Genomic DNA, 22,201 nt, shown 5'->3' with positions numbered 1-22,201 from the left:
CGTGTCCGTGCCGCAAATATACGTCGATGCCGATGCGTGCCCTGTGAAGGACGAGGTGCTGCGGGTTGCAGAGCGGCACGGGCTGGTCGTCACGATGGTCGCGAATTTCGGGCTCAGACCGTCGCGCGACCCCATGGTCAGGCACGTGATGGTGCCGCAAGGGGCCGACGCGGCGGATGACTGGATCGTGGAGCGCGCGGAAAACGGCGACATTGTCGTTACGGCAGATATTCCGCTGGCGCGGCGTGTTCTGGAGAAGGGCGCGCATGTGCTGGGGCCGACAGGGAAACCCTTTACGGCGCAGTCCATCGGGATGGCGCTGGCCATGCGAGAGCTCAATCAGCATTTGCGGGAAACGGGAGAAAGCAAGGGTTATAATGCCAGCTTTACCGCAAGGGACCGATCCGCATTTCTACAGGCACTCGATGAGGCGGCGGCCAAAGCAAAACGGGGGAAGTAACTGTTTGTTAAGGATAATATTCGGTTAGCGGAACCAGTTATTAACCATAATCGCCAAGATTGGGGATATCGTAATCGTCCCCATGTCGAGGCGTACAGTGCTGCGGAATATTTGCGTTTGTCTTATGGTTGCGGCATTGGGGGCAGGGTGTGCCAAGCCACGCACCTCAACGCCAAACCTCACGGCTTACAGCGAGCGGAGTGATGCGATCGTGACGAGTTCGATTGTCGATAGGGCGCAGCTCACGGCAGACCTGGGCCAACCTATGCCGCCAGTAGCGGGGGTGTCGTTGTCGGGACGGACGCTCACGGTCGCCTCTAACGAACAACTGGTGCTACGGCCGCGCGAAGTGGTGCTGACATTCGATGACGGGCCGCGGCCCGGCAAAACGGAAGCAATTCTCAATACGTTGGACCGCTATGGCGTGAAAGCGACCTTCCTGATGCTTGGCGAGACTGTGGAGCAGCATCCGGCCCTCGCGCGCACGGTGGCGCAGCGGGGACACACGGTCGGCTCGCATACCTTTACCCACACCAATCTCACGACTCTTGCCTTTGCAGAGGCGATGGCCGAAATGCAGAAGGGACATGAGGCGGTGGCGCGGGCATTGGCGGGCTCCGGCTTTGTTCCATCGCGCTTTTTCCGGTTCCCCTACCTCGCTCAGACGGGGTTCATCCGTGCAAGCGCGATAGAGAGCCATCTCATCATTCTCGATGTCGATATCGATTCCAAGGATTACTACAAGGACAGCGCTCGTACGGTAATGGAACGGACGCTGGCGCGGCTCGATGCGCAGGGTCAGGGGATCATCCTGTTCCACGATATTCACATGCGTACGGTCACCATGCTCCCCGATTTCCTCGAGGCGCTGCAGGAACGCGGCTACAAGGTTGTCACCTTGCGTTCAACTGGCGGTACGGCATTTGATACACCACTGGTAACAGCGGGAACGAACGGGTCCTCGACGACCTTGTGAGCGCGTGCGAGTTGGATACGATTGCATCATGCATACGACGAATTATACGCAAACCTTTATCACTGCTTCTCCGGATACGACCGTAAATTTCGGCAAGGTGCCGGAAAAGCCGGGCAGTATCGCGCAACTGCAATATGCGCTGCTGTCTGAGCGGCCGTACGAGATGACCAGCGATGACCTGCTGTTTGAAGTGTACGCGCAGCGGAACGGCATAGACGAGGCCAAGCGGGACGAAGCCCGGGCGGCCTTCTTCTCGAAACCGCAGGCCTGCCTTCGTGCGTCACCGCTGGTCAAGCAATTCGGCTGGGGCCTGCACCATGATGCCGAGGGCAGGGTTGCAATGGTCGGCGTCGACACCGATGCTTATCGGGAGATGACACATCGACACGACATCAAATGCGTGCCCGGGATACGGACCAAGCGTGGCTGAATTCAACCTGCCGTAGCCGCGTACAACGCAATCGCCGCGGCATTGGAGACGTTGAGCGATTTGATCGGACCGGGCATGTCGAGCCGGACCATTTCGTCGCAGAGCGAACGGGTCTTCTGCCTGAGGCCCTTGCCTTCCGCGCCAAGCACGATGGCCAGTTTCTGCCCGGCGGGACGCGGCTTGAGCAGGCCGGGAGCTTCGGAATCGAAGCCTAGACAAATAAGTCCCCGTGCCTTGAGATTCTCGAGGGCTTCCCCAAGGTTGCGAACTTCGATCAGGGGGATCATGTCGAGCGCGCCCGACGCAGATTTGGCGAGAACGCCTGTCTCCCGCGGGGCGTAGCGGGCAGTGGTGACCACGGCGTCGGCGCCGAAGGCACAGGCGGTGCGGAGAATGGCGCCGACGTTATGCGGATCGGTTACCTGATCGAGCACTACGACTAGATCGAGATTGGCGACATCGCCAAGTCCGAATCGATTGACTGGGTCAACCTCCAGCGCCACGCCCTGATGCACGGCGTCCGCGCCGAGCAGCTTGTCGAGATCGCGCGGGGATTTCTCTTCGATCCTGAGCTCGGGAAGGGGGCCGCTTTCGCGCAGGCGATTGAGCCCGTTCGGAGTTGTAAGCAGGACACGGTACTTGCGGCGCGGGTTATCCAGCGCGGCGCGCACGGTGTGCAGCCCATAGAGATAGACGGGCTCGTCCTCGGGCCTTGTCACAGGACGTTTCTTGGGCGGAAACTTGTTCTTGCTCATGGGATTGGCGTAGCCGTTTGCCCCTTTATAGGCAAGCGCGAAGCGAGTTCGGGAAAGCGATATCTTTCCTTGAGATAGCTGTTGACATAAAGGGTCGCTGACACCATAAACCGGGCCGTGGTGCGGATCGGAAACGGCTCGGCAACACACCTCGCTTCGCCAATAGCGACATTGGGGAGGGGTGGGAGAGTGGTTAAATCCATCAGACTGTAAATCTGACGCCTTAGGCTACGCTGGTTCGAATCCAGCCCCCTCCACCAGATCGCGCTTGCCCAACAGGCTCGAACACGACACATTGGCAAAAGCGTCACCCTCGAGCGGGTGTAGCTCAATGGTAGAGCAGAAGCCTTCCAAGCTTACGACGAGGGTTCGATTCCCTTCACCCGCTCCATTCTCCATCATCCTGACGTCTCAACGAACTGAACCGTTCGTCCTTATAGGGCAGTACGCGCGCGTCCGTTGTCTACTAAGCCCGGCTCAGGTGATCGTCACGAGTTCAAGATCTCCCTCCCGTCGTTCAACTTCGACGACGACGGTCTGCCGCGAACGATGCAATGCGACATCGACTTCCCTATCCGCCAGCTTGAGCCGCCGCAGTTTGACCGTATCGAGAAAGCGGGGCAGGAGAGGGCGGTCAAAGAGGATGTGTCCCGACCCTATATCGAACCGCAATCCAAGACAGGCCTGCAGCGCATAGAGCGGAGCTCCCGCCGCCCAGGCCTGCGGCATACACGCGACCGGGTAGAACGTCGGGCCCTGCGACCTAAGTCGCGAAAAACCGCAGAACAGCTCGGGAAGGCGCCGAAGGTCGATGTATGCAGATGCTGCAAACAGCCCCTCGAGAATGCGACTCGCTTCCTGCTTGAAGCCGTAGCGGGAAAGGCCGGCCGCAATCAGGGCGTTGTCATGAGGCCAAACTGAGCCGTTATGATAACTCATGGGGTTATAGCGGCTCTCGCCAGCGGCAATTGTACGGACACCCCAGCCGCTGAACGCCCGCCTGCTCATCAGGGTGTTGGCAACCGATCGGGCGTTATCAGGCGACGCTATGCCGGTCCATAATGCGTGTCCTGCGTTGGACGACACGACCCGGCACGGCATCTTGGTGCCGTCGAGGGCCAGAACATAGGTTCCCAACGAGTCGTCGAAGAAGTCCCTGTTGAACCGCTCGAAGAGGCCGGCGGCCTTCTTGTCACAGGCCTCCGCCTGCTCGTCGAGGCCGAGCACCCCGGCCAGCGTTCGAGCGGCAATCCATGCCCCGTAGACGTATGCCTGAACCTCGCACAACGCGATGGGGCCCGCCGCGAGTGTTCCGTCGGAGTGAAAGATTGAATCATGGCTGTCTTTCCAGCCTTGATTTGCCAGGCCGTGTTCTGTCTTGCGCCCATATTCGACATAGCCGTCACCGTCCCGGTCGCCGTAGATTTCGATCCATTGGAGAGCGGCCTCGACATGGGGCCAGAGCGTCCGGGCGGCACCGGTGTTGCCGGTGCGCTCGAAGTATGCTCCGGCAAGCATAACGAAAAGTGGGGTGGAATCGACGCTGCCGTAATAGCGACGAAAGGGAACCTCCCCCAGTTCCGCCATCTCTCCATAGCGCACTTCGTGCAGGATCTTGCCGGGCTCGGCATCAGCTGCGGGATCCAAATCCCTCGCCTGGTTGGCCGCAAGATGGTGAAGAACGCCATGCGCTATCTCGGGATCGAGCCAAAGGGTTTCGAAGGCTGTGATCAAGGCATCGCGACCGAACACCGTACTGAACCAGGGGACGCCGGCGTAGGGATACGGACCTTCAGGTGTGTCGGTAACGAGCATATAAAGATCCGAGACGCTCCTGCGGAGACTTTCGTTGAAGACTTCATTGGACGTGTTGATTGCCGCTGCGCGCGACGACGAGCGGCGCAGCGAGCGGCGCGCTTGGCGAATGGCCGTAAAGAAGTGTTCCGGTTCCCGACGGTCCTGTTCCGTGCCAAGGCACGCAATCGTGAGGAATATGGACTGTGTTTCACCCGGCTTGAGATCGAGCACAAAATGCGCGGTATTCGACGTGAGCGTTTCAGGTTGAGGAGAGAAGGTCAGATGGGTGCGACGGGTCAGGCCGTCGAGCCCCGTATATGAAAGCGATACGGATGTCTTTTCGACCTCAGGCGGATGATGGCGACCCCATCGCGTACGCCGAGTTCCCCGCACCTCAAACAAATCGGCGAAATCGGTTCGAAACGAAAGATCGATGGTGATCGTGACCGTGTCGCTGGAAAAGTTTCTGACGGCAAGTCGCTCATAGCAGGCGCCTTCCCACAAAAACCGCGAGCGCCGGAGATGCACGAGATCGTGCTCGAGTTTGAGGTGCTCGGCATCGTCGAAGATGTCGGGGTTGGTGAGATCGCAGGTCAAAGTTGTATTATCGTCGCGCAAGGTCGAACTCAGCAGCAACGGACGGGCGCCATTGACCAGGAGGGAGAGGCGCGACAGGTGTCGCGTGTCCCGATGAAACAGCCCCTCGGCGTCGGAAGCCGTGAGGGCTATGTCTCCGTTGTGGTCAAAGACCCCGAAGGTATCCCCATGCTTGAGGGTTCTACTGCGGATCTCTTGAAGCGACGCCCGCGCCGAAACGCCGTAGTTCGTCTCGGGCTCAAGCGGGGACGGGGGCTCCTCCGCCTTGGTGGCAAAAGCCTCCATGTGGTTCTCCTACGCGGTTATGGATTGGCCAAATTCGGCAGGGCCGGAGCTTACGAAGGGGATGTTGGCGTCAAAGGCAGCCAGGCGACGCTCATAGAGCGACACATAATCGGCCGCCATTCGACCTGCGGTGAACCGGGCATCGAACTGCGCCCTGACCAGGTGGCGGTCCAATTCCGGGATTCGACCAACGGCCTCTACCGCCTCCTCGATGGTATCGACAACGAAGCCGGACATGCCGTGATCGATAACTTCGGGGACCGAGCCGCAGCGGAACGCGATCACGGGGGTGCCGCAAGACATGGCTTCGATCATGACTAGTCCGAAGGGTTCGGGCCAGTCGATCGGAAAGAGCAACGCGGCTGCATTGCCAAGAAAATGCGCTTTCTGCTCCTCTCCGATCTCGCCCACATACTCGACATTGCTGTGTGTCTCAACAAGGGGCGCAATTGCCTCGTCCCAATAGGATTGATCGACCTTGTCGATCTTGGCTGCAATCTTGAGATGCATGCCGGTTCTCGCAGCGATCTCGATCGCGCGGTCTGGCCGCTTCTCGGGCGAAATTCGTCCCAGGAAGGCGAGATAACCTCCTCCGGGCGCAGCCGTAAACGGCAGCAGGTCAGCGGGAAGTCCGTGATAGATAGTACCAGCCCAGTTGACCGGAGGCATCGGCTCGCGCTGGTGGTTTGAAATCGATACCAACGGAAACTCGGGAAATGTACGATAGAAAGGAGGGAGGTCGGGCAGGTCGAGCCGCCCGTGCAGCGTCGTCAGTGTCTTGTTCGCAATTTCCCGGACCAGCGGAAAATGGAGCAGGTCGATATGAAAATGGAGGATGTCGAACTCGTCGGCCCTCTGACGAACCTGCTCGAGCATCATCACATGATAGGGGAGAGGATCACGGATCTCGGGGTTGAGCCTCAACGCCATATGCGAGCAGGGCACCAGATCTGCTAACGTTCGCGAGTCTCCGCTTGCAAACAACGTCACATCATGGCCCTTCAATACCAATGCGTCGGTGAGATAGGACACGATGCGCTCGGTTCCCCCGTACAGCTTTGGTGGAATACACTCAGCCAGGGGCGCGATCTGCGCGATTTTCATGGTCGAAGTCTCCTTTGCTCGTTCGCCTAGGCCCCTTCAGAGTGTGGGAGCTGCCGGAGCGCCGCCTTATGCGGGGCAATAGCGATCCACGTGCAAGTCAGGACGAAAACGCCCAAAACCTTCGACCACACCGGAGTATCCAACTGCGAGGGCGGTGGAACGGTTCCCGCCCGCGGCGGTACCAAATAAAAAATACGAGTGGCGGAGGAGGATCGGCCGGGGGACCGTCAGTGTCAGTGCAACGACCGTGTGCGGAAGCAGAGGCTAGCCAATCGGTTTGATGTGCATACCTCGCGGGGCGGGTGATCACTCCGGGACCGAAGTCGCGGTCGGAAACCGGAACTCGAAAACGGTGCCGTTATCACTCGAAATGTGAATGGTTCCTCCGGCCTGGGCCGAGAGGCCTTCAATCAGGCGACTGCCCATTCCGCGTCGTACGGTATGGGCATCATAACCGTTACCATTGTCGGCTATGATAAGCTTGGCGAGACGGCCGTCTTCGATTTCCCGCAGCGATATCTCGATCGTTCCGGACTCTCGCCCCTGGAAAGCGTATTTGAAGGCATTGCTGAGCACTTCGTTGATGATCAGGCCGATGGGCAGAACCTGATCGCGATCAACGACAATCGTTTCGATGGATTGATCGATCTTCACCGTGGCAGCCAAGTCGAAGCTTTCGGCGATCTCGCATATCAAACGCCTTATGTATCCAGAGACGTCGACTGTCTGAAACTGGTCGGTTTTATAGATGTGCTCATGCACGGCTATCATCGCCCCCAGCCGGCGGCTCATTTCCTCTTTCTGGGCTTCCGGCTGATCCTGCAGGCGTATCAAGGAAGCTACGGCCTGCAGATTGTTTTTGACCCGGTGGTGGAGCTCGCGAAACAACAGCTTGTTGTGGTCGAGCGTTGTTTCCAGCTTCTGCCTCGCAGCTTCCTTATCGCGCACCAACCGGCCCATCCAGAATAAGGCCAACAGCAACCCTACCGCCAGAGGAAGCAGAAGCCCCAGCACAATAAGCGTGGAGACCCAGAGGCCGGCCGCAATCTCGCGCGTAGAAATCGCCGAGATCGCGATGAGCGGCACACCATCGATTGCCCTGTAGGCGACGATGCGCGGCTCGTTATCAATAGGTGAGGCGGCCGAAAAGTATGTGCCGCTCGGCGCGGATGCGAGGTGTCGCGTGAAAAGCTCACGGTCGCCGACGTAAAGCGGTTCCTCGACCGGCGGATAGCGTGCAGCCAGCCAACCATCGACGGTCACGACGCTGATGGTGCCGCCCGGAGGAATCCCCAGCAGGTGCCAGTATTCCTCGAACATGGAATTATTGACCGAAATCGCGGCGACACCGAGAAACGCTCCTGCACCCTCCAGCCGCCTTGCTATAACAAAGCCGTTCTCCCCCGTAGCGCGGTCGCGGAGCAGGGAGGAAATGACAAAGCTCTCCCCGCCGGCCAACCGTGAGAAATACTCGCGGTCGGCGATATTGTAGCCTACAGACCGTTCCGCATTGGTGAGGGTCAGGTTCCCGGCGGCGTCATAGATGGATATCCGCAAATGATCGGGAAGCTCGCGCACGTGCTGGTCCAGATGATGGATTTCGGCGTCCGTGATGGTGAGGTCGCCGCTGTCAAATCGATCCTGAATGCGCAGGAGCAGTTGGGCGCTGGTCTCCACGACCCACCGCGTCTGAACCGCGACCAGATTCACATTGGCCGCGCTGGTGGCCTGAGCGCGCGCTAGCCGCTCATTGTAGGCCTGCCACACCAACGAGCCCAGAATGAGCATGATAGTCAGAATACAAGCCGATCCGAGCCAAATCGCAATCTGAACCCGGCCTGCGCCAAAAGCTCGACGGGATTCAACAGTAGCCGTGCCCGTGCTGCCGCTCACGCGCGTCCCCCGATACTTCAAATGGCCCGCAACCTATTGAAGGCATGCCATAAAAGCACGATCTCCGGCGTCCTACAACCGGGGAACTGCAGCGGTGGATAGGTTCGTGTTCAGCCGCGGACGTTCGGAGTTTGGGCTGAGCTGAGGGAAATATGCGCTCTGGAGCCCGCCTATGCTCAGAGTCTTCGGCATGGCGTGGCTCGAATGATGATCTCGTCCTGCTCAAGCTCTGATTTCAACCAAAGGCGATAGTCCTTCCACCAGGACTCATCCACATCCTCAACCATCACTTCGACGATGATCAGGCGGTCGCTTTTCATGAGCCCTTCGTCATTCCAAAGGCCCTGGGCGGGAGCTCGCGAAAAGGCCGTCGCTCCCCCGAAACGATGGGCTAGATCTCGGAAGATTCCCTCAAACACGTCCGGTGCAATCGGCGTTTGATGCTTCGTATCAAGGGGCAAAAACACCCCAACGAGTTGCATTACTCAGGTCACCCGCGGCGTTAGCATGTTATGCAGAAAACAAAATGCCCCCGTGCCTGATCCGGAAGGAAGGCGAACGAGGGCATCTGATTTTATTGAATCTGCCAGTATTGGTTGGTTTGCTCAATGAGCCCCTGATAGCTCTCCTGTTGGGTCCAGAAGGTGCTGTCGGTCGTCGGAGCCCCTTCGAGAAGGGCTGGCTCGATGTCGAGCACCAGGGTTCCCAAGTCTGGCGTCGCGGCGAAGGCTTGCCAAGGTACGGCGGTCAACTCTTCACCAAAGCCGAAGAAGCCGCCACGGGCTACGATCAGATAGCTGATTTCTCCCGACTCGGGATCCACGATCACGTCGTTGACCGAACCCAGATTTTCATCCGCGCGGGTCCGAACGTCAGCGCCGATCAGGGTGTTCGCTGTAAACCTGTTAAGGGTGCCGATATCTTGCACCCCCTCAGCGAGCGCAATCTGCTCGCGCCGCCAGTCGGTAATTTCCACTGGCTGCACCCCTGCATCGGCCAGGTCGGTCCGATACCGCTCGTATGTCGAGGCCAACTGCCCTAGTACATAGTCACAGGCTTCCTGATTGTTCTGCGCGGCGAAGACCTGCGCTGCGGCGTGGAGCACCTGAATCTGGCGACGGGGGGACTCATAACCACGCTGCTCCCATTGACCCATCCCAGCCAGTCCCGGCTCGCCCGTAACCGCAGGGGTTTCGGCGACGGGGGCCGTGGTGTCGGTGAAGCCATAACCCGGCATTCCGGCCCAGCCGGAGATCCAGAACTGGTCTTCGTTCAATTGGGTGGCAAAGGCCGCCATATTCTGGCGACATTGGTCGGCTTGCCCTTCCGTCTGAGCCAACGGGTCTGGCTGACCTTCAGCAGGAAGGGTCTGAACGGGTGCCGTTTCCTGCGTAGGATCGGGTGGCGCGGTGTCCTGCGTGGTCTCCTGAGCGATCGCCCCTCCGGTAAACATCATGCTGGTTGCGGCGGCGAGCGCGAGAAGAGAAATATGAGGCATTGTTCCTCCAGTTTCCTTGAATGTTCGATTGGTGGCGAAACGGCGTCGCCTTCAAGGATGGAACGGCCCGCAGAAGCGCTCGTTCCGCTTTCTTGCCTTTCGCTAACATAGGATTGACGAATACAGGCGTGGGTCGCCGGCCTGCGGCTAGGCAGGGAACGTCCATGCCAATGATCCGTTTATTAGCGCATCTATCACCCAGGAGGACGGCCATGAATATCGACCAGGAGAATGTACGCCAGCGCGCCTACGCGTTGTGGGAACAACAAGGTAAACCCGAGGGAAGAGAACTCGATCATTGGAAGCAGGCCGAACGTGAGTTGAGCGGCTCCGATGAAAACGAGGATGCCGGGCTGAGCGACGAAATGTCGGAGGATCCTGGCATTAAGTATTCACGCGGCGCGGGGAGGGACGGTCTTGAGGCGATACGCGGTGAGAATACCCTGGAAGGCGATGTGATGAGCGATCCCGAACCGGACGGCTCGATCGAGCCGAGGAGACGTGGGCGCACCAACAAGTAGAGCGCAGGCTGTGGAACACAAAGTCATAGATTTTACCCGGTACCGGCACCGGCGACAGTTCGCTCCTCCCGAGGTCCCAACGTCTTCTCCGGGCGGGGGTGTCCTCGCCCCGTTGTGGGTTGGAGTTGGGCTGATTGGCGTGATTTTCGCTATTTGCCTCGTTCCGGTGATGATGCTGCCGTAAGGCCCTTGAGACAAAGGGAGTTCACCGATGGAAACGCGGATTTATCGGCTTTATCCGATCGCTGAGCGTAGCGATCCGGGATGGAGGATGAGCGCATATCAAGGCCACGTGCTGGTGCGCGCGCATTCCAGTGGGGACGCTCGCCTGGTTGCCGCAGAAGCGGAAGCGGGCGTAACGGCAGGCAAAAAGGAAAACAACGATATTTTCTCGGTGCGCACGAGCGCATTCACCGACGACAAGCTCTATGGCGTATCGTTGGTCGAAGACGCCGGTTATCCCCCCGAGGGACCGCGCGCGGTGCTCGAGGGGTTAACTGGGGTTGACGGTCAGCGTTTGGCCTGAGCGTCCATCGACCTCAATTCGGTATACCGTTCGGTGACGGCGCCGATGTGATCTCCGATCCAGTTGGCCATCTCTTCCTCCTCCTGCAAGTTCTGTTCGAGCAGGGGCCATATTGTATTGCCATCGAGTTGACGGGACAGGTCGATGAGGGACTTGTAGGCGGCAATCTCGTAATGCTCAAAAGCATAGTTGGCGAACGTATCCTTGAGAATTTCGTCGCTCGCCGCGGCGTGGGAAAGTGCCGCCATACTTCCGCCCATCGAAAGGACGGCGTCCTTGAACCCGGAGTGCTTTTCGTCCACTTCGTCAAGGATCGTTTCGAGACGGGATATTTGTCCTTCCGTCTCGGTAATATGGCGCTCAATGCGGTTCTTTAGGTCAGGGTAGTTTTCGATCCTAGATGCTAGGGGTTTGAGGATCGAGAGCGCTTGTTTTTCCATCGCATGCGCATTTTTCAATCCCGTAACGAAGACCGAAAGAACCTCATCCGGATTTTTCATTGTGTCGCTCCAGTTGGCGTAAAAGGTGTAGCCCAACGGGCGGGGAATGGAATGGTTGCGGGCCAGGCCAGCGGCATTGCCGCCGCCTCTTCCCCTCATGACATATGATAATCGAGGCAGGCTGGATCGGCTCCACGTTCGCGTTGCGGAACCGCTGCGGGTTTCTCGCTTTGGAGTAGAAAACCGCAACCGCTCCGCATTGCGGGCGGTTGGGGTCCTGCCTAAGGAGAGTGCCTTGGAACTGAATTTTTTGATCGGCCTTTTGGCCATTGCTGGCCTCGTATTCGTCGGGATGATGGGCATCATCATTTTTGCGGGCGTAATCGAAGGGCGCCGTCGCCCCAGGGAACAAGGGAGGCCGTATAGCGGAGCGCGTCCTCACGATTACCGGAATCATTGATGGGGCAGTGAGGCGGGGCTTGTTTATTTCTTCGGGCTCTCCGTCCCGTCTGCAAACCGGGACTTGAGCGGCTCGAGTAGTGCGCGCATTTCGATGGACGTGGCTGCGAACGTTGCGAAAGCAGCCGTAGGAACGGCGCCGGGATCTTCCTGGTGGTCGAGTGGGACCGATCCGGCATCGATATGGAGCAGCAGATCTTCGTAAATTTCGGATGAAGTGACGGTTCTTGCCAATAGCCATTGCAGGAGTTGGCGCTGCGCGGCAAGTCGTCCCTCGATATCCTCAATGCTCATGGCGCCGTCAGTCATGGTGTTCTCCGCTCTGATTGCGGAATGGACAACCGCTCCAGGAGGTTCCACCGGGCTGCAATGAGCCCCGGAACATGTCGATTTCTCCAGCGTTAGTTTTCACCGAATCCAAGAGCGGAGAAAAATGATGTCCGACAAAACGCGTGCGATGGGCCCCGATTCGCGGTCCCGACAGCAAACAGAAGCGGAGGAAATCGACGCCATACGGGAAAGTCACGATTCCGCGCGGCACCCGGTTCGCGAAGAACCTGCGGAACCCCGCTCAGCAATGGAGGTGCAGGGCGATCTGCCGGGGCTCGATGACAATTCGCGACTGGACAATGCGCCGGGATGGGACAAGGCGAGGGAAATTGCCGACGAGCGGCCAGTCGGTGCGGCTCCCGGACCCGTTGATCAAGACGAACAAGACGAAGATGACCGGCCGCGAGCGGCCGCCTTCAAGGATGCCGAACCCGCAGGTCCTGCAGAAGCGGACGTACAGGTCCGGCCGGCCGGCCCAGATTCTACCCGTGACGATGCGGATGACTGGGACGAAGTCGACGAGTCTGTGGACGAGTCCTTCCCGGCCAGCGACCCTCCGGCCAAATACTAGAAATGGTCTCGCGCCCCATTTGGAAAGGCCAGATCCGCCTTTCGCTCGTCGCCATTCCGGTCGAGTTGTACTCGACCTCCAAAGCGGGCGCGCGATTGGCCTTCCGCCAGATTCACGAGCCATCGGGAAAGCCGGTCAAATACGAGAAAGTCGTGCCGGGCATCGGGCCAGTTGATGCCGACGAAATCATCAAGGGATTCGAATACGAAAAGGGCAGCTACGTTCTGCTCACCGACGCTGAGATCGACGCGGTCAAGCTCAAGACGCGCAAGACGCTCGAACTCGTCCAGTTCGTCGGTGCCTGCGATATCGACCCGATCTATTTCGACAAAGCCTATTATGTGGTGCCGCAGGATGAACTGGCCGAGGACGCATTTCGCGTCGTCCGCGATGCGCTGCGCAAGACCCAGACGGTTGGTCTCGGTCAAATCGCCCTGCGGGGTCGGGAATACCTGACGGCGCTCAAGCCGTGCGGCTCCGGGATGTTGCTGGAAACGCTGCACTACGAGGATGAAATCCGCAAATCCGACCCGTTCTTTTCCTCGATCAAGAAGGCCGCGGCCGAAAAGGACCTCGTGTCAGTCGCGACCGAACTTATCGAACGCAAGTCCGCACCTTTCGACGCCGGTCAATTCAAGGACCATTACCGTGAAGCGCTACGGGCGGTCGTCGACAAGAAAATCAAAAGCCGCGGCAAAAAGATAAGGTCCAACAAGGAAGACCCGTCAGCGGCACAGGAAAAGGGCAATGTCATCGACCTGATGGGCGCTCTCAAATCGAGTCTCGAAAAGTCAGGCGGTAAAAAGAAGCCCTCACCGCGGGCCCGGAAAGCGAGCTGACGATGGCCGATCCCTCCGACCTCCTCAAAGACTATCGGCAAAAGCGGGATTTCGCGAAGACGCGCGAGCCGGCAGGGCGCAAAGGCAAGAAGGCTGGGGGGCGCATGTTCGTTGTCCAAAAGCACGATGCGCGGCGGCTGCATTTCGATTTTCGGCTCGAACATGATGGCGTGCTCAAGAGCTGGGCCGTCACCAAAGGGCCGAGCTCGGATCCGGCGGAAAAGCGCCTCGCCGTGCGCACCGAAGACCACCCCATCGATTACGGCAGCTTCGAGGGTACGATCCCGGAAGGTGAGTATGGCGGGGGAACCGTGATGTTGTGGGATCGCGGGGAATGGGAGCCCGAAGGCGACCCGGACGATGGGTTGAAGTCGGGCAGGCTCAAGTTCCGCCTCGAAGGCGAGCGCATGAAGGGCGGATGGGCGCTCATCCGCATGCGGGAAAAGAAGGGCGATAAACGGGAGAACTGGCTGCTTATCAAGGAGCGCGACGATTTCGCGGGCGGCGAGGACATCCTCCAAGCCGACAAGAGCGTCGAAACCGGGCGCAAGATGGAAGAGATCGCTACGGGAAAGCCGCGCCGGAGCACCAAAACCCTGCCGGATTTCGTAAAGCCTCAGCTTGCCACTCTGGTCGACAGCGTACCGGTCGGGGCTAACTGGCTGTTCGAAATGAAATATGACGGGTATCGCTGCATTGCCGCGGTCAGCGATGGGCACGTGCGACTCTTCACCCGCAGCGGGCTGGATTGGACTGACCGGTTCGGGCATGTCGTGCCGGCATTGGAGAGACTTAAAACAAAAAGTGCATTGATCGACGGGGAGATATGCGCGTTCGGCCCCAAGGGCGGAACGAGCTTTTCCGTGCTCAAGAAGCATCTTTCGGATGGCGGGCCACTCGTTTTTTTCGCCTTCGATCTGCTGGAGCTCGATGGCAAGAACTTGCGCGATCGCCCACTGACCGAGCGCAAGAAGGCGCTGGAGAAACTCATCGGCAAACGAGCGAGGCACGATTCCTTGCAGTTTTCGCCAACGATCTCCGGCAAGGGTCAGGAGGTTTTCGACGCGATCTGCCAGGCGGGCCACGAAGGCATAATTGCCAAGGACGGGGCCGCTCGATACGTTTCGGCGCGGACCAAGTCCTGGCTCAAGATCAAATGCACGCTGCGCCAGGAATTTGTCGTCGTTGGCTGGTCGCCGTCGGACAAGCGTCAGGGTGGTTTTGCATCGCTTCTTCTGGCGACTGAGGAGGGCGGCAAACTTGTGTACCGGGGCCGCGTGGGAACCGGCTTTGACGAAATCGCCCGCGAAGATCTGCAAGGACGGCTCGGGAAGCGGGCGCGCAAGTCACCCCCGCTCGATGGGGTGCCCGGGCAAATCGCGCGGAGCGCGCGTTGGGTACGGCCCGATCTCGTCGTTGAGATTGCCTATACCGAACTTACCGATGACGGTGCGCTTCGTCATCCTTCCTTCCTGGGACTGAGGGAAGACAAACCGGCGAAAGGTATCGGCATGGAGACGGCCACCACCGCAGCGGACGAGATTCCGCTGACGAGCGAAATAGGCGTCGAAGATGCGCACAAAGTGGGCATCAAGCTCTCGAGCGCAGACAAGGTTCTGTTCCCCGAACAAGGTGTAACCAAGGGCCAGCTTGCGGCCTATTACGCGGCGGTGGCACCGGCCATGCTGGACCACGTCAGGGACCGCCCGCTCAGCCTCGTCCGCTGTCCCGAAGGACGTGCCAAAGCCTGTTTTTTCCAGAAGCACGATACCGGAGGGTTCCCGCAAGGGATGCTTCCGGTCCAGATCACTGAAAAATCGGGCGGGAAAACCACCTATCGCTATCTGCGCGATCTTGCCGGGTTGCTGGCCGGGGTTCAGATGGGAGTTCTTGAATTCCACATTTGGGGCTCGCGGGTCGACAACCTCGAGAAGCCCGACCGGTTGGTGTTCGACGTCGATCCAGACGAGAGGTTGGACTTCTCCGACGTCAAGCGCGCGGCGTTCGATATCCGGGATCGGCTCAAGGCAATGGGGCTGGAGAGCTTTCCGATGGTGACAGGCGGAAAGGGCATTCATGTCATTGTGCCGCTCACGCGCCGGACGGAATGGCGGGAGGTGAAGGCTTTCGCGGCCGGATTCGCGCGCAAAATGGCTCGGGACGAACCCGACCGGTTTACCGCCACGCTTTCCAAAGCGGCCCGCAAGGGCAAACTTTTCATCGATTATTTGCGCAATGAGCGTGGCTCGACGGCCGTTGCGCCTTTTTCGACGCGCGCGCGGAAAGGGGCGCCGGTTGCGGTTCCGGTGAGTTGGGAGGAGGTGGAAACGCTTGAACGGGCCAACGGCTTCTCGCTTGCGACAGCTGCGGTGCGGGCCCAGGGGCCATCCCCCTGGCCGGGCTACGCCAAGGTTAGTCAGGCCATTACGAAAGCGCTTCTGGAGCAGCTCTGACTGCAGGGAACATATTGGCGCTCTTTGCCATTGCTTGGAGGACCCACAATCGCAGGAGCTTCCCATGAACGCCGAGAACCCCCCACAGCATCAGGATCGTCAGCCGGGGCGCGAAAGCGAGATGCATCCGGCACCCAAATATGCGCCCCGCTATCCCGGCAGCGGTCGCCTTGCTGGAAAGGTGGCGATCATCACAGGGGGAGACTCCGGGATCGGGCGGGCGGTGGCCGTGCTGTTTGCCCGGGAGGGCGCGAAAATCGCCATCGGTTATCTCGATGAAGAAGAAGACGCTCAGGAGACCAAGAAGAGTGTGGAGGCTGAAGGCAGCGAGGCCCTTCTCGTCAGAGGCGACGTCGGCGACAAAGAATTTTGCACGCGGTTTGTGGAAAATGCCGTCGAGGCCTTCGGCAAGGTCGATATCCTCGTCAACAATGCTGCCGAACAGCACGTGCGCGACGACCTTTCGGCGGTGCCTGAAGAGGCGATGCAGAGGGTATTCCAGACCAACATATATGGATATTTCTATATGGTTCAGGCTGCGCTGGAACGCATGAAGCCCGGCGGCCGGATCATCAACACCGCTTCCGTGGTCGCTTATCGGGGGCATCCGGAGCTTATCGACTATGCAATGACCAAAGGCGCGATTGTCGCGCTGACCAGATCGCTCGCGACGCGGCTGGCCGACAAACGCATTCTGGTCAATGCAGTCGCGCCCGGACCGATCTGGACGCCGCTCATCCCCGCCAGCTTCGACGCGGAGAAGGTTGCAGAATTCGGAACGGATACGCCGCTCGGACGTCCCGGCCAGCCCAATGAAGTCGCGCCCGCCTATTTGCTACTGGCGAGCGAAGACGGGAGCTACATTACAGGCCAGACGATCCACGTTAACGGCGGGAGCCTCCCGAGCAGCTAGGGTGGCATGGGGTGAGCCTTACGGGCGATGCCTGTGACGATCCGGTCTTGGCAGCAGCGGCTGCCGAGCTTTGCTATGTATCCGATGCAGAACCCGGCATCGCGCGTCGGCGAGCGGGCAAGGGTTTTCGATATAGCGATCCCGAAGGCAAGCCGGTGCGGGACGAGGCGACGCTTGGCCGGATCCGGAGGCTGGCCATTCCGCCGGCCTGGACCGACGTTTGGATATGTCCCACCGAAAGCGGACATATCCAGGCAACCGGGCGCGATCAGCGAGGACGCAAGCAATATCGCTACCACGAACGCTGGTCGGCTATCAGGGATGCTGCAAAATTCTCGAGCTTGATCGGATTTGCCCGCGCGCTCCCCGATATCAGGGCGCAGGTCGACAGGGACTTGCGGCGCCGCGGTCTCCCGCGCGAGCGCGTGCTGGCTTCCATTGTCTGGCTGCTCGACCAAACGATGATCAGGATCGGGAACGCAGCCTACGCCGAAACGAATAAAAGCTTCGGGCTCACGACGCTGCGCACCAGGCATGTGGAGATCGAGGGCGCCAAGCTTCGCTTTGCCTTCAAGGGTAAGTCCGGGAAGTTATGGCGGCTCAAACTCGTGGATCGGCGTATCGCGCGCGTTTTGCGCGGCATACAGGAATTGCCCGGTCAGCGGCTGTTCCAGTATATCGATTCCGATGGGCAGCGACGAGGCGTCGGCTCCAACCACGTCAACGCCTATATCCAGGAGTGCGTTAAAGGCGCTTTCTCTTCGAAGGATTTTCGGACGTGGGGAGGCACCGTCCGCGCCATGTCGGTGCTGGCGGAGACCGAGGTGCCCGATACCCAGCGTGCTCGCGCTGCTACGCTCAACAGCGCAATCGATGCCGTCGCCAGACATCTGGGCAACACAAGGGCGGTGTGCCGCAAGTGCTACATCCATCCGGCCATACCGGAGGCCTGGCTGGAAGGCAGGCTCAAGGCTGAAGTGTCTGCGCTTTCCAGGCGCCCTCGGAAAGGGCTCGACGGTCCGGAAAGCCTGACTTTGCGTTGGCTGGAAAAGCAGTGCTGATCGTGCCGGCCGGAACCGGATTTTGAGGCGGGCCGTTTCTCTTTCATCCCTGACCAGTTCCGGCATCGCCATGATCGACAAAGCACCCCCCACGACCGAAAAGCTCCGCATCGCAATTGATCGCGAAGGGCAGGGGGATAAGGTCGATCACCCCGACCCGGCCGCGGCGCCTCTCGGCACGGACGCGGAGGCTTCCGGCAACAGCCCCACTGCGGACGAACTTGCGCTCGAACGCATGGGTAGTGTGCCGCACAAACGATGGCGTTGGGGGGCGCTGGCCGCTTATGTCGTTATCGCAGCAGTCGTCTTTGGAGCGTTCCTGCTCGTGGTCGTAGCCACCTAGCAGCACAACCTATGTTGCCATACTCCGGCCCTCAGGAACGCACCTCCCGCGCCCTCCGTTCGGTTTGGTTGAACCAGGAAAGGAGCAACACCATGCGTGTAAGAGACCTCATGACCAGGGATGTGCAACTGATCGGCCCGCAGGATAGCCTGAGGGAAGCGGCGCGGCTCATGGCGGATCACGATATCGGATTTCTGCCTGTTACGGATGGCGAGCGGCTGGTCGGAACGCTTACCGACCGGGACATTGCCATACGAGCGGTGTGCCTTGGAAAGTCGCCGGAGACGGGGGTTGGCGAGGCGATGACCGATGATGTCAAATATTGCTTTGACGAAGACGACATTGCCGAGGTGACAGCAAACATGGCCGATATCCAGGTCAGGCGCTTGCCGGTGGTCGACAGCAACAAGAGGCTGGTCGGGGTTCTCGCATTGGCCGATGTGGCGATTGAAGGTTCGCTCTACGAAGAAGCGGCCGACGCCCTGAGCGGCATATCGCGACATGACGGAAACGGCCGGGCCGACCAATGGCAGGGGGCGTGATTGTGAGACCGCTTCTTGCATTTTTAGCTCCCCTTTTTCTCTTGGCTTGCGTTCCCGCGAAGGCTCAGGACGCCCAAGCCGACGCAACCTTCATCGACGCTGCGGGGGAAGCGATCGGTTCGGCTCGCCTGCTGGATTCCGGCGATGGCGTGCTGATCGAACTCGACGTCCGCGGGCTTCCGGAAAACAGCTGGGTTGCATTCCACATTCATGAACACGGCGCGTGCGATCCGGCGGACGGGTTTGAAAGTGCCGGCGACCACTTCAACCCCGATGACAGGGCACACGGCTATTTTGCCTCGGGCGGTCCGCATATAGGCGATATGCCGAACCAGTATGTCGGTGCGGACGGGACGCTGCTCGCGCAAGTCTTCAATCATCTGGTGAGCCTGGACGGAGAAGAGAATGGCGCGCGCGGGCGCAGCCTCATGTTCCATGAAGGCGCCGACGACTATTCCAGCCAGCCCTCGGGCCATGCTGGAGACCGGATTGCCTGCGCCGTTATTGAGTAGAAGACGCTTCCTTGAGGTACAGCTTCTGTACCATGATCATGACAACGACGGTGAGGGGCGTGGCGAGCACCACGCCCCAAGCGCCAAAAAGTATCCCGAAAGCAAGGATCGAGAACAGTCCCAGGGCCGGTGGCAGGCGGACGGTACGCTTCTGTATGAGGGGAACGAGCACGTTTCCCTCGATTTGCTGGATAAGCACGTAGGCTATGAGAACCCACATCACCATCTCTTCGCCTTCCGAAAATGCCACCAATAGGGCAGGTATGGCGGCCAGGATCGGTCCGAGAAACGGTATGAACTCCAACACGCCTGCGATGATGCCTATTGCCAGGGCGGAAGGCAGGCCGAGCGCCATCATGACCAGCGTCACCGCGATGCCGACGACGAGCATGGCAAGAAGCTGACCGGCTAACCATCGTTTGAGGCCGTCCGCCGACGCGTCCAAGGCATCAGAAATTCGATCCTTGTGGGGCAGGGGAACGAGAGAAATGAGTCCCCGCCTATAGGTTTTAAGCTCCAGAGCAAAATAGATGCCGCCCACCACGACAAGAATCGCGGCGCTTGCCGCCCCGACCACACCCATCACGCCGGCCCCGATCCCACCCGCAAATGCGCCAAGATCGACGAACTCAGTCAACACTGTAGCCAGCGCCTCGCCGATATCGTCGATCCCGAACGTGTCTCCAACGAGGGCAATCAAGTCGGGCATCTGCTCGAAGAGCTCGACAAATTGCTCCTTGATTTGCTGGCCGAGCAGGAACAGGAAACCGAGCGAGCCGAGCGCCAGCATTATGATGGCGGTGACTTGCGCCGCTCGCTCGCCCAGCGGGGTATGCCGCGTAATGATCTCGGCAAACCCGCGAATGACGGCGGTCAAAATTAATGCGCCGAACACCAGCAACAGGACAGAGGACAACTCCCATAGCAGGAAGACGCCCACACCGGCGATGGCAAAAGCCAAAGCCAACCGAAGCTGCCAACGCCAGTCGGGCAGTTTGTGGTTGTCAGACGGCATGATCGGGTTGGCCTCCGGGAACAGCGGTTCTTGTCGCAAATGCAAGGATCATCAGCACCTCAATGCCGGTTCGCAGTGCGGTTGCGGAACTGGAGGTAAGTAGGCGAAAACATTGCAAGATCGGCGAGTTTTTCGAAGTTGAGGATTTCCATTTGACCTGACTGAAGCTTGGCAAGGCCGCGTTGGCGCAATTCCCGCAGCGTACGGTTTACATGGACGGTCGAAAGACCCATGGCATCGCCGATCTCGCGTTGGGTTATCGGCAATGTGAAGGTGCGCCCAGCGCCTTCGTTCATGACGGTATGCCGGACGTACAACTCGCAGATGAGGTGCGCCACCCGTTCGAGAGCCGATCGCTTGCCCAGGCTGACGAGCCACTCCTGGGCTATGGATTCTTCTGCCAAAAGCGCGCGCCAGACGGCTTGGGCCGAACGCGGTCGGGCTTCGAGCACCCGGAGCAAGGATGCGGCGTCGTATCCCATGAGCGCGAGTTCGGTAAGGCCGAAAACGCCATGTTCCGCGCCTGTAACGACGAATTTTCGAAGATCAATGAAGTCGCCAGGGATCATGAGCCCCGATATCTGTCGTCGTCCATCAGGGAGCTGCCGGTAGCGACAGGCGTAACCGGTCTGGATCTGATGGACCGCGCCACCAGCGGGCAGAATTGCTTCAACTTCCGATTTCGCGGCAATTGAATGGAATTTGAACTGCAGGGCTTCGAGACCAGCCCGATCAACGTCCGAAAGCGGCAAATAGCATTCGAGCTTGCGGACGAGGGCACTGGTCATTCCGGTGGCCTTCCTGAGCACATGGGTTAATCGGCAGAAACAACCTGTCATGTTGCGGCGAAAGCCGGGGACAGGTCCCGCTCCTAGAACGGAGCAGGGATATAGGCGTTCCATGCAAAGCAACCGAAACAGAACGAGCTTGAATGCATTGTTGTAGATTATACCTGAAGAAAGGATCGATGATGACGGGGGCAGCCGAGAACGCGCTTAAGGGCAAATCTTTGCTCGTGGTTAGAGAAGATATGGTACTGGCGCGCAGGATGTGCCGACATCTTGAGGCATACGGTGCCAATGTGGTCGGTCCCGCCCCCACCGTCCATTACGCACAGCTGATTATTGGCAGGCGACAGCTGGATGGCGCCCTATTCGATTGCGACCAAACCGACCAGGACGTAAGGGCGTTCATCGACGTGCTAATCGGCAGCGGCGTGCCCGTACTCCTTGCAACGGCCGATGGACGAGAGAGGATACTTCAGGTGGAAGGAGCGGTCGAAGTAATGGAGCGCCCCCTCCAGTTCGAAAACCTTGTCGCTAGAATTGCAGCGATGAAACCGGTCGCGATCAGACCCGCGAAAACGCAGCCCAACCGGGCCGACAGGGGCGTCGGAGCGGCCTTCTCCCTGCAGGAACGCTTTGCGCGCGCCATGGTACGCGCTGTGCGTACGACCCGACTCCGGCATCTATGAAGCCATCGTCCGCCCCACTCCATATATTAGGATGACGATGCTCACAAATATGACGATAGCGCCGCCGAAAGGCGCTTCACCGAGCGTCATCACATAAATCCCGATGAGCAACAGCGGTATGTGAACAAGAAACCATCCCAAGAGATGCACGAACTTGTCATAGGTTCGCACATGCTCCGATATGTCCTGACTGCCGGGCATCTGGCTGTCGATGAGGGGATCGGGGGAGCGTTCGTTGGCGTAAGGTTGCGCAGTGTCATTCGCCGGCGATTTCATGGGCGTCTCCTGCTCGTTATTCGGTGTACCTCCCCAGCAATGAACGTCAGCGCGTATTCGTTCCCAGTCGCGGCTGAAGCGTGAAAGCTAAACGCGCTAACCTATGTTAATTGCCGCCAGCCGCATCTTGG

25 protein-coding genes and 2 tRNA genes are annotated in these 22,201 nt (G+C 59.4%); 16 read left to right on the top strand and 11 right to left on the bottom strand.

The genetic code is table 11. From position 1 onward, the window contains the following. Position 1: 1 nt before the first annotated feature. The 3 genes from I2G20_RS05665 to I2G20_RS05655 all read left to right on the top strand — a co-directional run bounded on the left by I2G20_RS05665 (position 2) and on the right by I2G20_RS05655 (position 1,866). Positions 2-460 (top strand): YaiI/YqxD family protein, encoded by a 459-nt coding sequence (locus tag I2G20_RS05665; protein ID WP_196258693.1) that lies wholly within the window; start codon positions 2-4, stop codon positions 458-460. 211 nt (positions 461-671) lie between these two features. Continuing rightward, positions 672-1,436 (top strand): polysaccharide deacetylase family protein, encoded by a 765-nt coding sequence (locus tag I2G20_RS05660; RefSeq protein ID WP_196258692.1) that lies wholly within the window; start codon positions 672-674, stop codon positions 1,434-1,436. Positions 1,437-1,464: 28 nt separating this feature from the next. After that, positions 1,465-1,866: a DUF6157 family protein gene (locus I2G20_RS05655; protein WP_196258691.1), complete on the top strand. Its 402-nt coding sequence runs from the start codon at positions 1,465-1,467 to the stop codon at positions 1,864-1,866. 2 nt (positions 1,867-1,868) lie between these two features. Here the strand turns inward: I2G20_RS05655 and rlmB are convergent, their stop codons facing one another. Next, positions 1,869-2,621, bottom strand: coding sequence for a 23S rRNA (guanosine(2251)-2'-O)-methyltransferase RlmB (rlmB, locus tag I2G20_RS05650; RefSeq protein WP_196258690.1), 753 nt, complete (start codon positions 2,619-2,621; stop codon positions 1,869-1,871). Between the two features lie 175 nt (positions 2,622-2,796). On the opposite strand from rlmB, the gene I2G20_RS05645 reads away from it, so the two are divergent. After that, a tRNA-Tyr gene (locus I2G20_RS05645) sits at positions 2,797-2,881 on the top strand. A 57-nt stretch (positions 2,882-2,938) separates the two neighbouring features. After that, positions 2,939-3,012, top strand: a tRNA-Gly gene (locus I2G20_RS05640). 86 nt (positions 3,013-3,098) lie between these two features. Here I2G20_RS05640 and I2G20_RS05635 read toward each other — a convergent pair. The 5 genes from I2G20_RS05635 to I2G20_RS05615 form a co-directional block, all read right to left on the bottom strand. Next, positions 3,099-5,300 (bottom strand): amylo-alpha-1,6-glucosidase, encoded by a 2,202-nt coding sequence (locus tag I2G20_RS05635; protein WP_196258689.1) that lies wholly within the window; start codon positions 5,298-5,300, stop codon positions 3,099-3,101. Between the two features lie 9 nt (positions 5,301-5,309). Next, the gene (locus tag I2G20_RS05630) at positions 5,310-6,404 is read right to left on the bottom strand and encodes a glycosyltransferase family 4 protein (protein ID WP_196258688.1); all 1,095 of its coding nucleotides are present in this window, start codon (positions 6,402-6,404) and stop codon (positions 5,310-5,312) included. Between the two features lie 306 nt (positions 6,405-6,710). Further along, positions 6,711-8,192, bottom strand: coding sequence for a sensor histidine kinase (locus I2G20_RS05625; protein ID WP_196258687.1), 1,482 nt, complete (start codon positions 8,190-8,192; stop codon positions 6,711-6,713). A 281-nt stretch (positions 8,193-8,473) separates the two neighbouring features. Next, positions 8,474-8,779, bottom strand: coding sequence for a hypothetical protein (locus tag I2G20_RS05620; protein ID WP_196258686.1), 306 nt, complete (start codon positions 8,777-8,779; stop codon positions 8,474-8,476). Between the two features lie 92 nt (positions 8,780-8,871). Continuing rightward, positions 8,872-9,795, bottom strand: a complete 924-nt coding sequence (locus I2G20_RS05615; RefSeq protein ID WP_196258685.1) for a PRC-barrel domain-containing protein — start codon at positions 9,793-9,795, stop codon at positions 8,872-8,874. Between the two features lie 212 nt (positions 9,796-10,007). Between I2G20_RS05615 and I2G20_RS17150 the strand changes: the two genes are divergently transcribed. Next, entirely contained in the window at positions 10,008-10,316 is a 309-nt protein-coding gene (locus I2G20_RS17150; protein ID WP_207747543.1) for a DUF2934 domain-containing protein, read from the top strand. Between the two features lie 211 nt (positions 10,317-10,527). Continuing rightward, positions 10,528-10,842, top strand: coding sequence for a hypothetical protein (locus tag I2G20_RS05605; RefSeq protein ID WP_196258684.1), 315 nt, complete (start codon positions 10,528-10,530; stop codon positions 10,840-10,842). Here I2G20_RS05605 and I2G20_RS05600 read toward each other — a convergent pair. Together I2G20_RS05600 and I2G20_RS05595 are read right to left on the bottom strand one after the other, a co-directional pair. Then, the gene (locus I2G20_RS05600; protein WP_196258683.1) at positions 10,827-11,342 is read right to left on the bottom strand and encodes a ferritin-like domain-containing protein; all 516 of its coding nucleotides are present in this window, start codon (positions 11,340-11,342) and stop codon (positions 10,827-10,829) included. The genes I2G20_RS05605 and I2G20_RS05600 overlap by 16 nt on opposite strands. A 423-nt stretch (positions 11,343-11,765) precedes the next feature. Further along, positions 11,766-12,050 (bottom strand): hypothetical protein, encoded by a 285-nt coding sequence (locus tag I2G20_RS05595; protein ID WP_196258682.1) that lies wholly within the window; start codon positions 12,048-12,050, stop codon positions 11,766-11,768. A 127-nt stretch (positions 12,051-12,177) separates the two neighbouring features. Here I2G20_RS05595 and I2G20_RS05590 point away from each other — a divergent pair, with 127 nt between their 5' ends. From I2G20_RS05590 to I2G20_RS05555, 8 genes are all read left to right on the top strand, one after another. After that, a complete protein-coding gene (locus I2G20_RS05590; protein ID WP_196258823.1) occupies positions 12,178-12,642 on the top strand; it encodes a hypothetical protein in 465 nt (154 codons plus the stop codon). Between the two features lie 2 nt (positions 12,643-12,644). After that, positions 12,645-13,481: a non-homologous end joining protein Ku gene (gene ku, locus I2G20_RS05585; protein WP_196258681.1), complete on the top strand. Its 837-nt coding sequence runs from the start codon at positions 12,645-12,647 to the stop codon at positions 13,479-13,481. Between the two features lie 2 nt (positions 13,482-13,483). Then, positions 13,484-15,934 (top strand): DNA ligase D, encoded by a 2,451-nt coding sequence (gene ligD, locus I2G20_RS05580; protein ID WP_196258680.1) that lies wholly within the window; start codon positions 13,484-13,486, stop codon positions 15,932-15,934. Positions 15,935-15,998: 64 nt separating this feature from the next. Next, positions 15,999-16,847, top strand: coding sequence for an SDR family oxidoreductase (locus I2G20_RS05575; protein ID WP_196258679.1), 849 nt, complete (start codon positions 15,999-16,001; stop codon positions 16,845-16,847). A gap of 11 nt (positions 16,848-16,858) precedes the next feature. Next, positions 16,859-17,908, top strand: a complete 1,050-nt coding sequence (locus tag I2G20_RS05570; RefSeq protein WP_196258678.1) for a DNA topoisomerase IB — start codon at positions 16,859-16,861, stop codon at positions 17,906-17,908. A 70-nt stretch (positions 17,909-17,978) separates the two neighbouring features. Beyond that, positions 17,979-18,251 (top strand): hypothetical protein, encoded by a 273-nt coding sequence (locus tag I2G20_RS05565; RefSeq protein WP_196258677.1) that lies wholly within the window; start codon positions 17,979-17,981, stop codon positions 18,249-18,251. 92 nt (positions 18,252-18,343) lie between these two features. Continuing rightward, positions 18,344-18,793, top strand: a complete 450-nt coding sequence (locus tag I2G20_RS05560; RefSeq protein ID WP_196258676.1) for a CBS domain-containing protein — start codon at positions 18,344-18,346, stop codon at positions 18,791-18,793. Then, on the top strand, positions 18,778-19,305 hold the full coding sequence (locus tag I2G20_RS05555) for a superoxide dismutase family protein (RefSeq protein ID WP_196258675.1): 528 nt from the start codon (positions 18,778-18,780) through the stop codon (positions 19,303-19,305). Before I2G20_RS05560 ends, I2G20_RS05555 begins: the two co-directional genes overlap by 16 nt. Here the strand turns inward: I2G20_RS05555 and I2G20_RS05550 are convergent. Together I2G20_RS05550 and I2G20_RS05545 are read right to left on the bottom strand one after the other, a co-directional pair. After that, a complete protein-coding gene (locus I2G20_RS05550) occupies positions 19,295-20,320 on the bottom strand; it encodes an AI-2E family transporter (RefSeq protein ID WP_196258674.1) in 1,026 nt (341 codons plus the stop codon). The genes I2G20_RS05555 and I2G20_RS05550 overlap by 11 nt on opposite strands. 59 nt (positions 20,321-20,379) lie before the next feature. Beyond that, positions 20,380-21,108 carry a Crp/Fnr family transcriptional regulator gene (locus I2G20_RS05545; protein ID WP_196258673.1) on the bottom strand — a complete coding sequence of 243 codons (729 nt, stop codon included), beginning with the start codon at positions 21,106-21,108 and terminating at the stop codon, positions 20,380-20,382. A gap of 182 nt (positions 21,109-21,290) precedes the next feature. Here I2G20_RS05545 and I2G20_RS05540 point away from each other — a divergent pair, with 182 nt between their 5' ends. Further along, on the top strand, positions 21,291-21,794 hold the full coding sequence (locus I2G20_RS05540) for a response regulator (protein WP_196258672.1): 504 nt from the start codon (positions 21,291-21,293) through the stop codon (positions 21,792-21,794). Here I2G20_RS05540 and I2G20_RS05535 read toward each other — a convergent pair. Beyond that, positions 21,789-22,070 (bottom strand): hypothetical protein, encoded by a 282-nt coding sequence (locus I2G20_RS05535; protein ID WP_196258671.1) that lies wholly within the window; start codon positions 22,068-22,070, stop codon positions 21,789-21,791. The genes I2G20_RS05540 and I2G20_RS05535 overlap by 6 nt on opposite strands. Positions 22,071-22,201 lie beyond the last annotated feature (131 nt).

Origin of the sequence: Pelagibacterium limicola (genome assembly GCF_015694405.1) — a bacterium.
Lineage (GTDB): Bacteria > Pseudomonadota > Alphaproteobacteria > Rhizobiales > Devosiaceae > Pelagibacterium > Pelagibacterium limicola.
This window is presented reverse-complemented; position numbering and strand designations above follow the sequence as displayed.

Excerpts from the sequence above, each read along its gene's own strand:
- I2G20_RS05655 (WP_196258691.1), top strand. The coding sequence starts at position 1,465 with ATGCATACGACGAATTATACGCAAACCTTTATCACTGCTTCTCCGGAT.
- rlmB (WP_196258690.1), bottom strand. The coding sequence starts at position 2,621 with ATGAGCAAGAACAAGTTTCCGCCCAAGAAACGTCCTGTGACAAGGCCC.
- I2G20_RS05635 (WP_196258689.1), bottom strand. The coding sequence starts at position 5,300 with ATGGAGGCTTTTGCCACCAAGGCGGAGGAGCCCCCGTCCCCGCTTGAG.
- I2G20_RS05630 (WP_196258688.1), bottom strand. The coding sequence starts at position 6,404 with ATGAAAATCGCGCAGATCGCGCCCCTGGCTGAGTGTATTCCACCAAAG.
- I2G20_RS05625 (WP_196258687.1), bottom strand. The coding sequence starts at position 8,192 with ATGCTCATTCTGGGCTCGTTGGTGTGGCAGGCCTACAATGAGCGGCTA.
- I2G20_RS05620 (WP_196258686.1), bottom strand. The coding sequence starts at position 8,779 with ATGCAACTCGTTGGGGTGTTTTTGCCCCTTGATACGAAGCATCAAACG.
- I2G20_RS05615 (WP_196258685.1), bottom strand. The coding sequence starts at position 9,795 with ATGCCTCATATTTCTCTTCTCGCGCTCGCCGCCGCAACCAGCATGATG.
- I2G20_RS17150 (WP_207747543.1), top strand. The coding sequence starts at position 10,008 with ATGAATATCGACCAGGAGAATGTACGCCAGCGCGCCTACGCGTTGTGG.
- I2G20_RS05605 (WP_196258684.1), top strand. The coding sequence starts at position 10,528 with ATGGAAACGCGGATTTATCGGCTTTATCCGATCGCTGAGCGTAGCGAT.
- I2G20_RS05600 (WP_196258683.1), bottom strand. The coding sequence starts at position 11,342 with ATGAAAAATCCGGATGAGGTTCTTTCGGTCTTCGTTACGGGATTGAAA.
- I2G20_RS05595 (WP_196258682.1), bottom strand. The coding sequence starts at position 12,050 with ATGACTGACGGCGCCATGAGCATTGAGGATATCGAGGGACGACTTGCC.
- I2G20_RS05590 (WP_196258823.1), top strand. The coding sequence starts at position 12,178 with ATGTCCGACAAAACGCGTGCGATGGGCCCCGATTCGCGGTCCCGACAG.
- ku (WP_196258681.1), top strand. The coding sequence starts at position 12,645 with ATGGTCTCGCGCCCCATTTGGAAAGGCCAGATCCGCCTTTCGCTCGTC.
- ligD (WP_196258680.1), top strand. The coding sequence starts at position 13,484 with ATGGCCGATCCCTCCGACCTCCTCAAAGACTATCGGCAAAAGCGGGAT.
- I2G20_RS05575 (WP_196258679.1), top strand. The coding sequence starts at position 15,999 with ATGAACGCCGAGAACCCCCCACAGCATCAGGATCGTCAGCCGGGGCGC.
- I2G20_RS05565 (WP_196258677.1), top strand. The coding sequence starts at position 17,979 with ATGATCGACAAAGCACCCCCCACGACCGAAAAGCTCCGCATCGCAATT.
- I2G20_RS05560 (WP_196258676.1), top strand. The coding sequence starts at position 18,344 with ATGCGTGTAAGAGACCTCATGACCAGGGATGTGCAACTGATCGGCCCG.
- I2G20_RS05555 (WP_196258675.1), top strand. The coding sequence starts at position 18,778 with ATGGCAGGGGGCGTGATTGTGAGACCGCTTCTTGCATTTTTAGCTCCC.
- I2G20_RS05550 (WP_196258674.1), bottom strand. The coding sequence starts at position 20,320 with ATGCCGTCTGACAACCACAAACTGCCCGACTGGCGTTGGCAGCTTCGG.
- I2G20_RS05545 (WP_196258673.1), bottom strand. The coding sequence starts at position 21,108 with ATGACCAGTGCCCTCGTCCGCAAGCTCGAATGCTATTTGCCGCTTTCG.
- I2G20_RS05540 (WP_196258672.1), top strand. The coding sequence starts at position 21,291 with ATGACGGGGGCAGCCGAGAACGCGCTTAAGGGCAAATCTTTGCTCGTG.
- I2G20_RS05535 (WP_196258671.1), bottom strand. The coding sequence starts at position 22,070 with ATGAAATCGCCGGCGAATGACACTGCGCAACCTTACGCCAACGAACGC.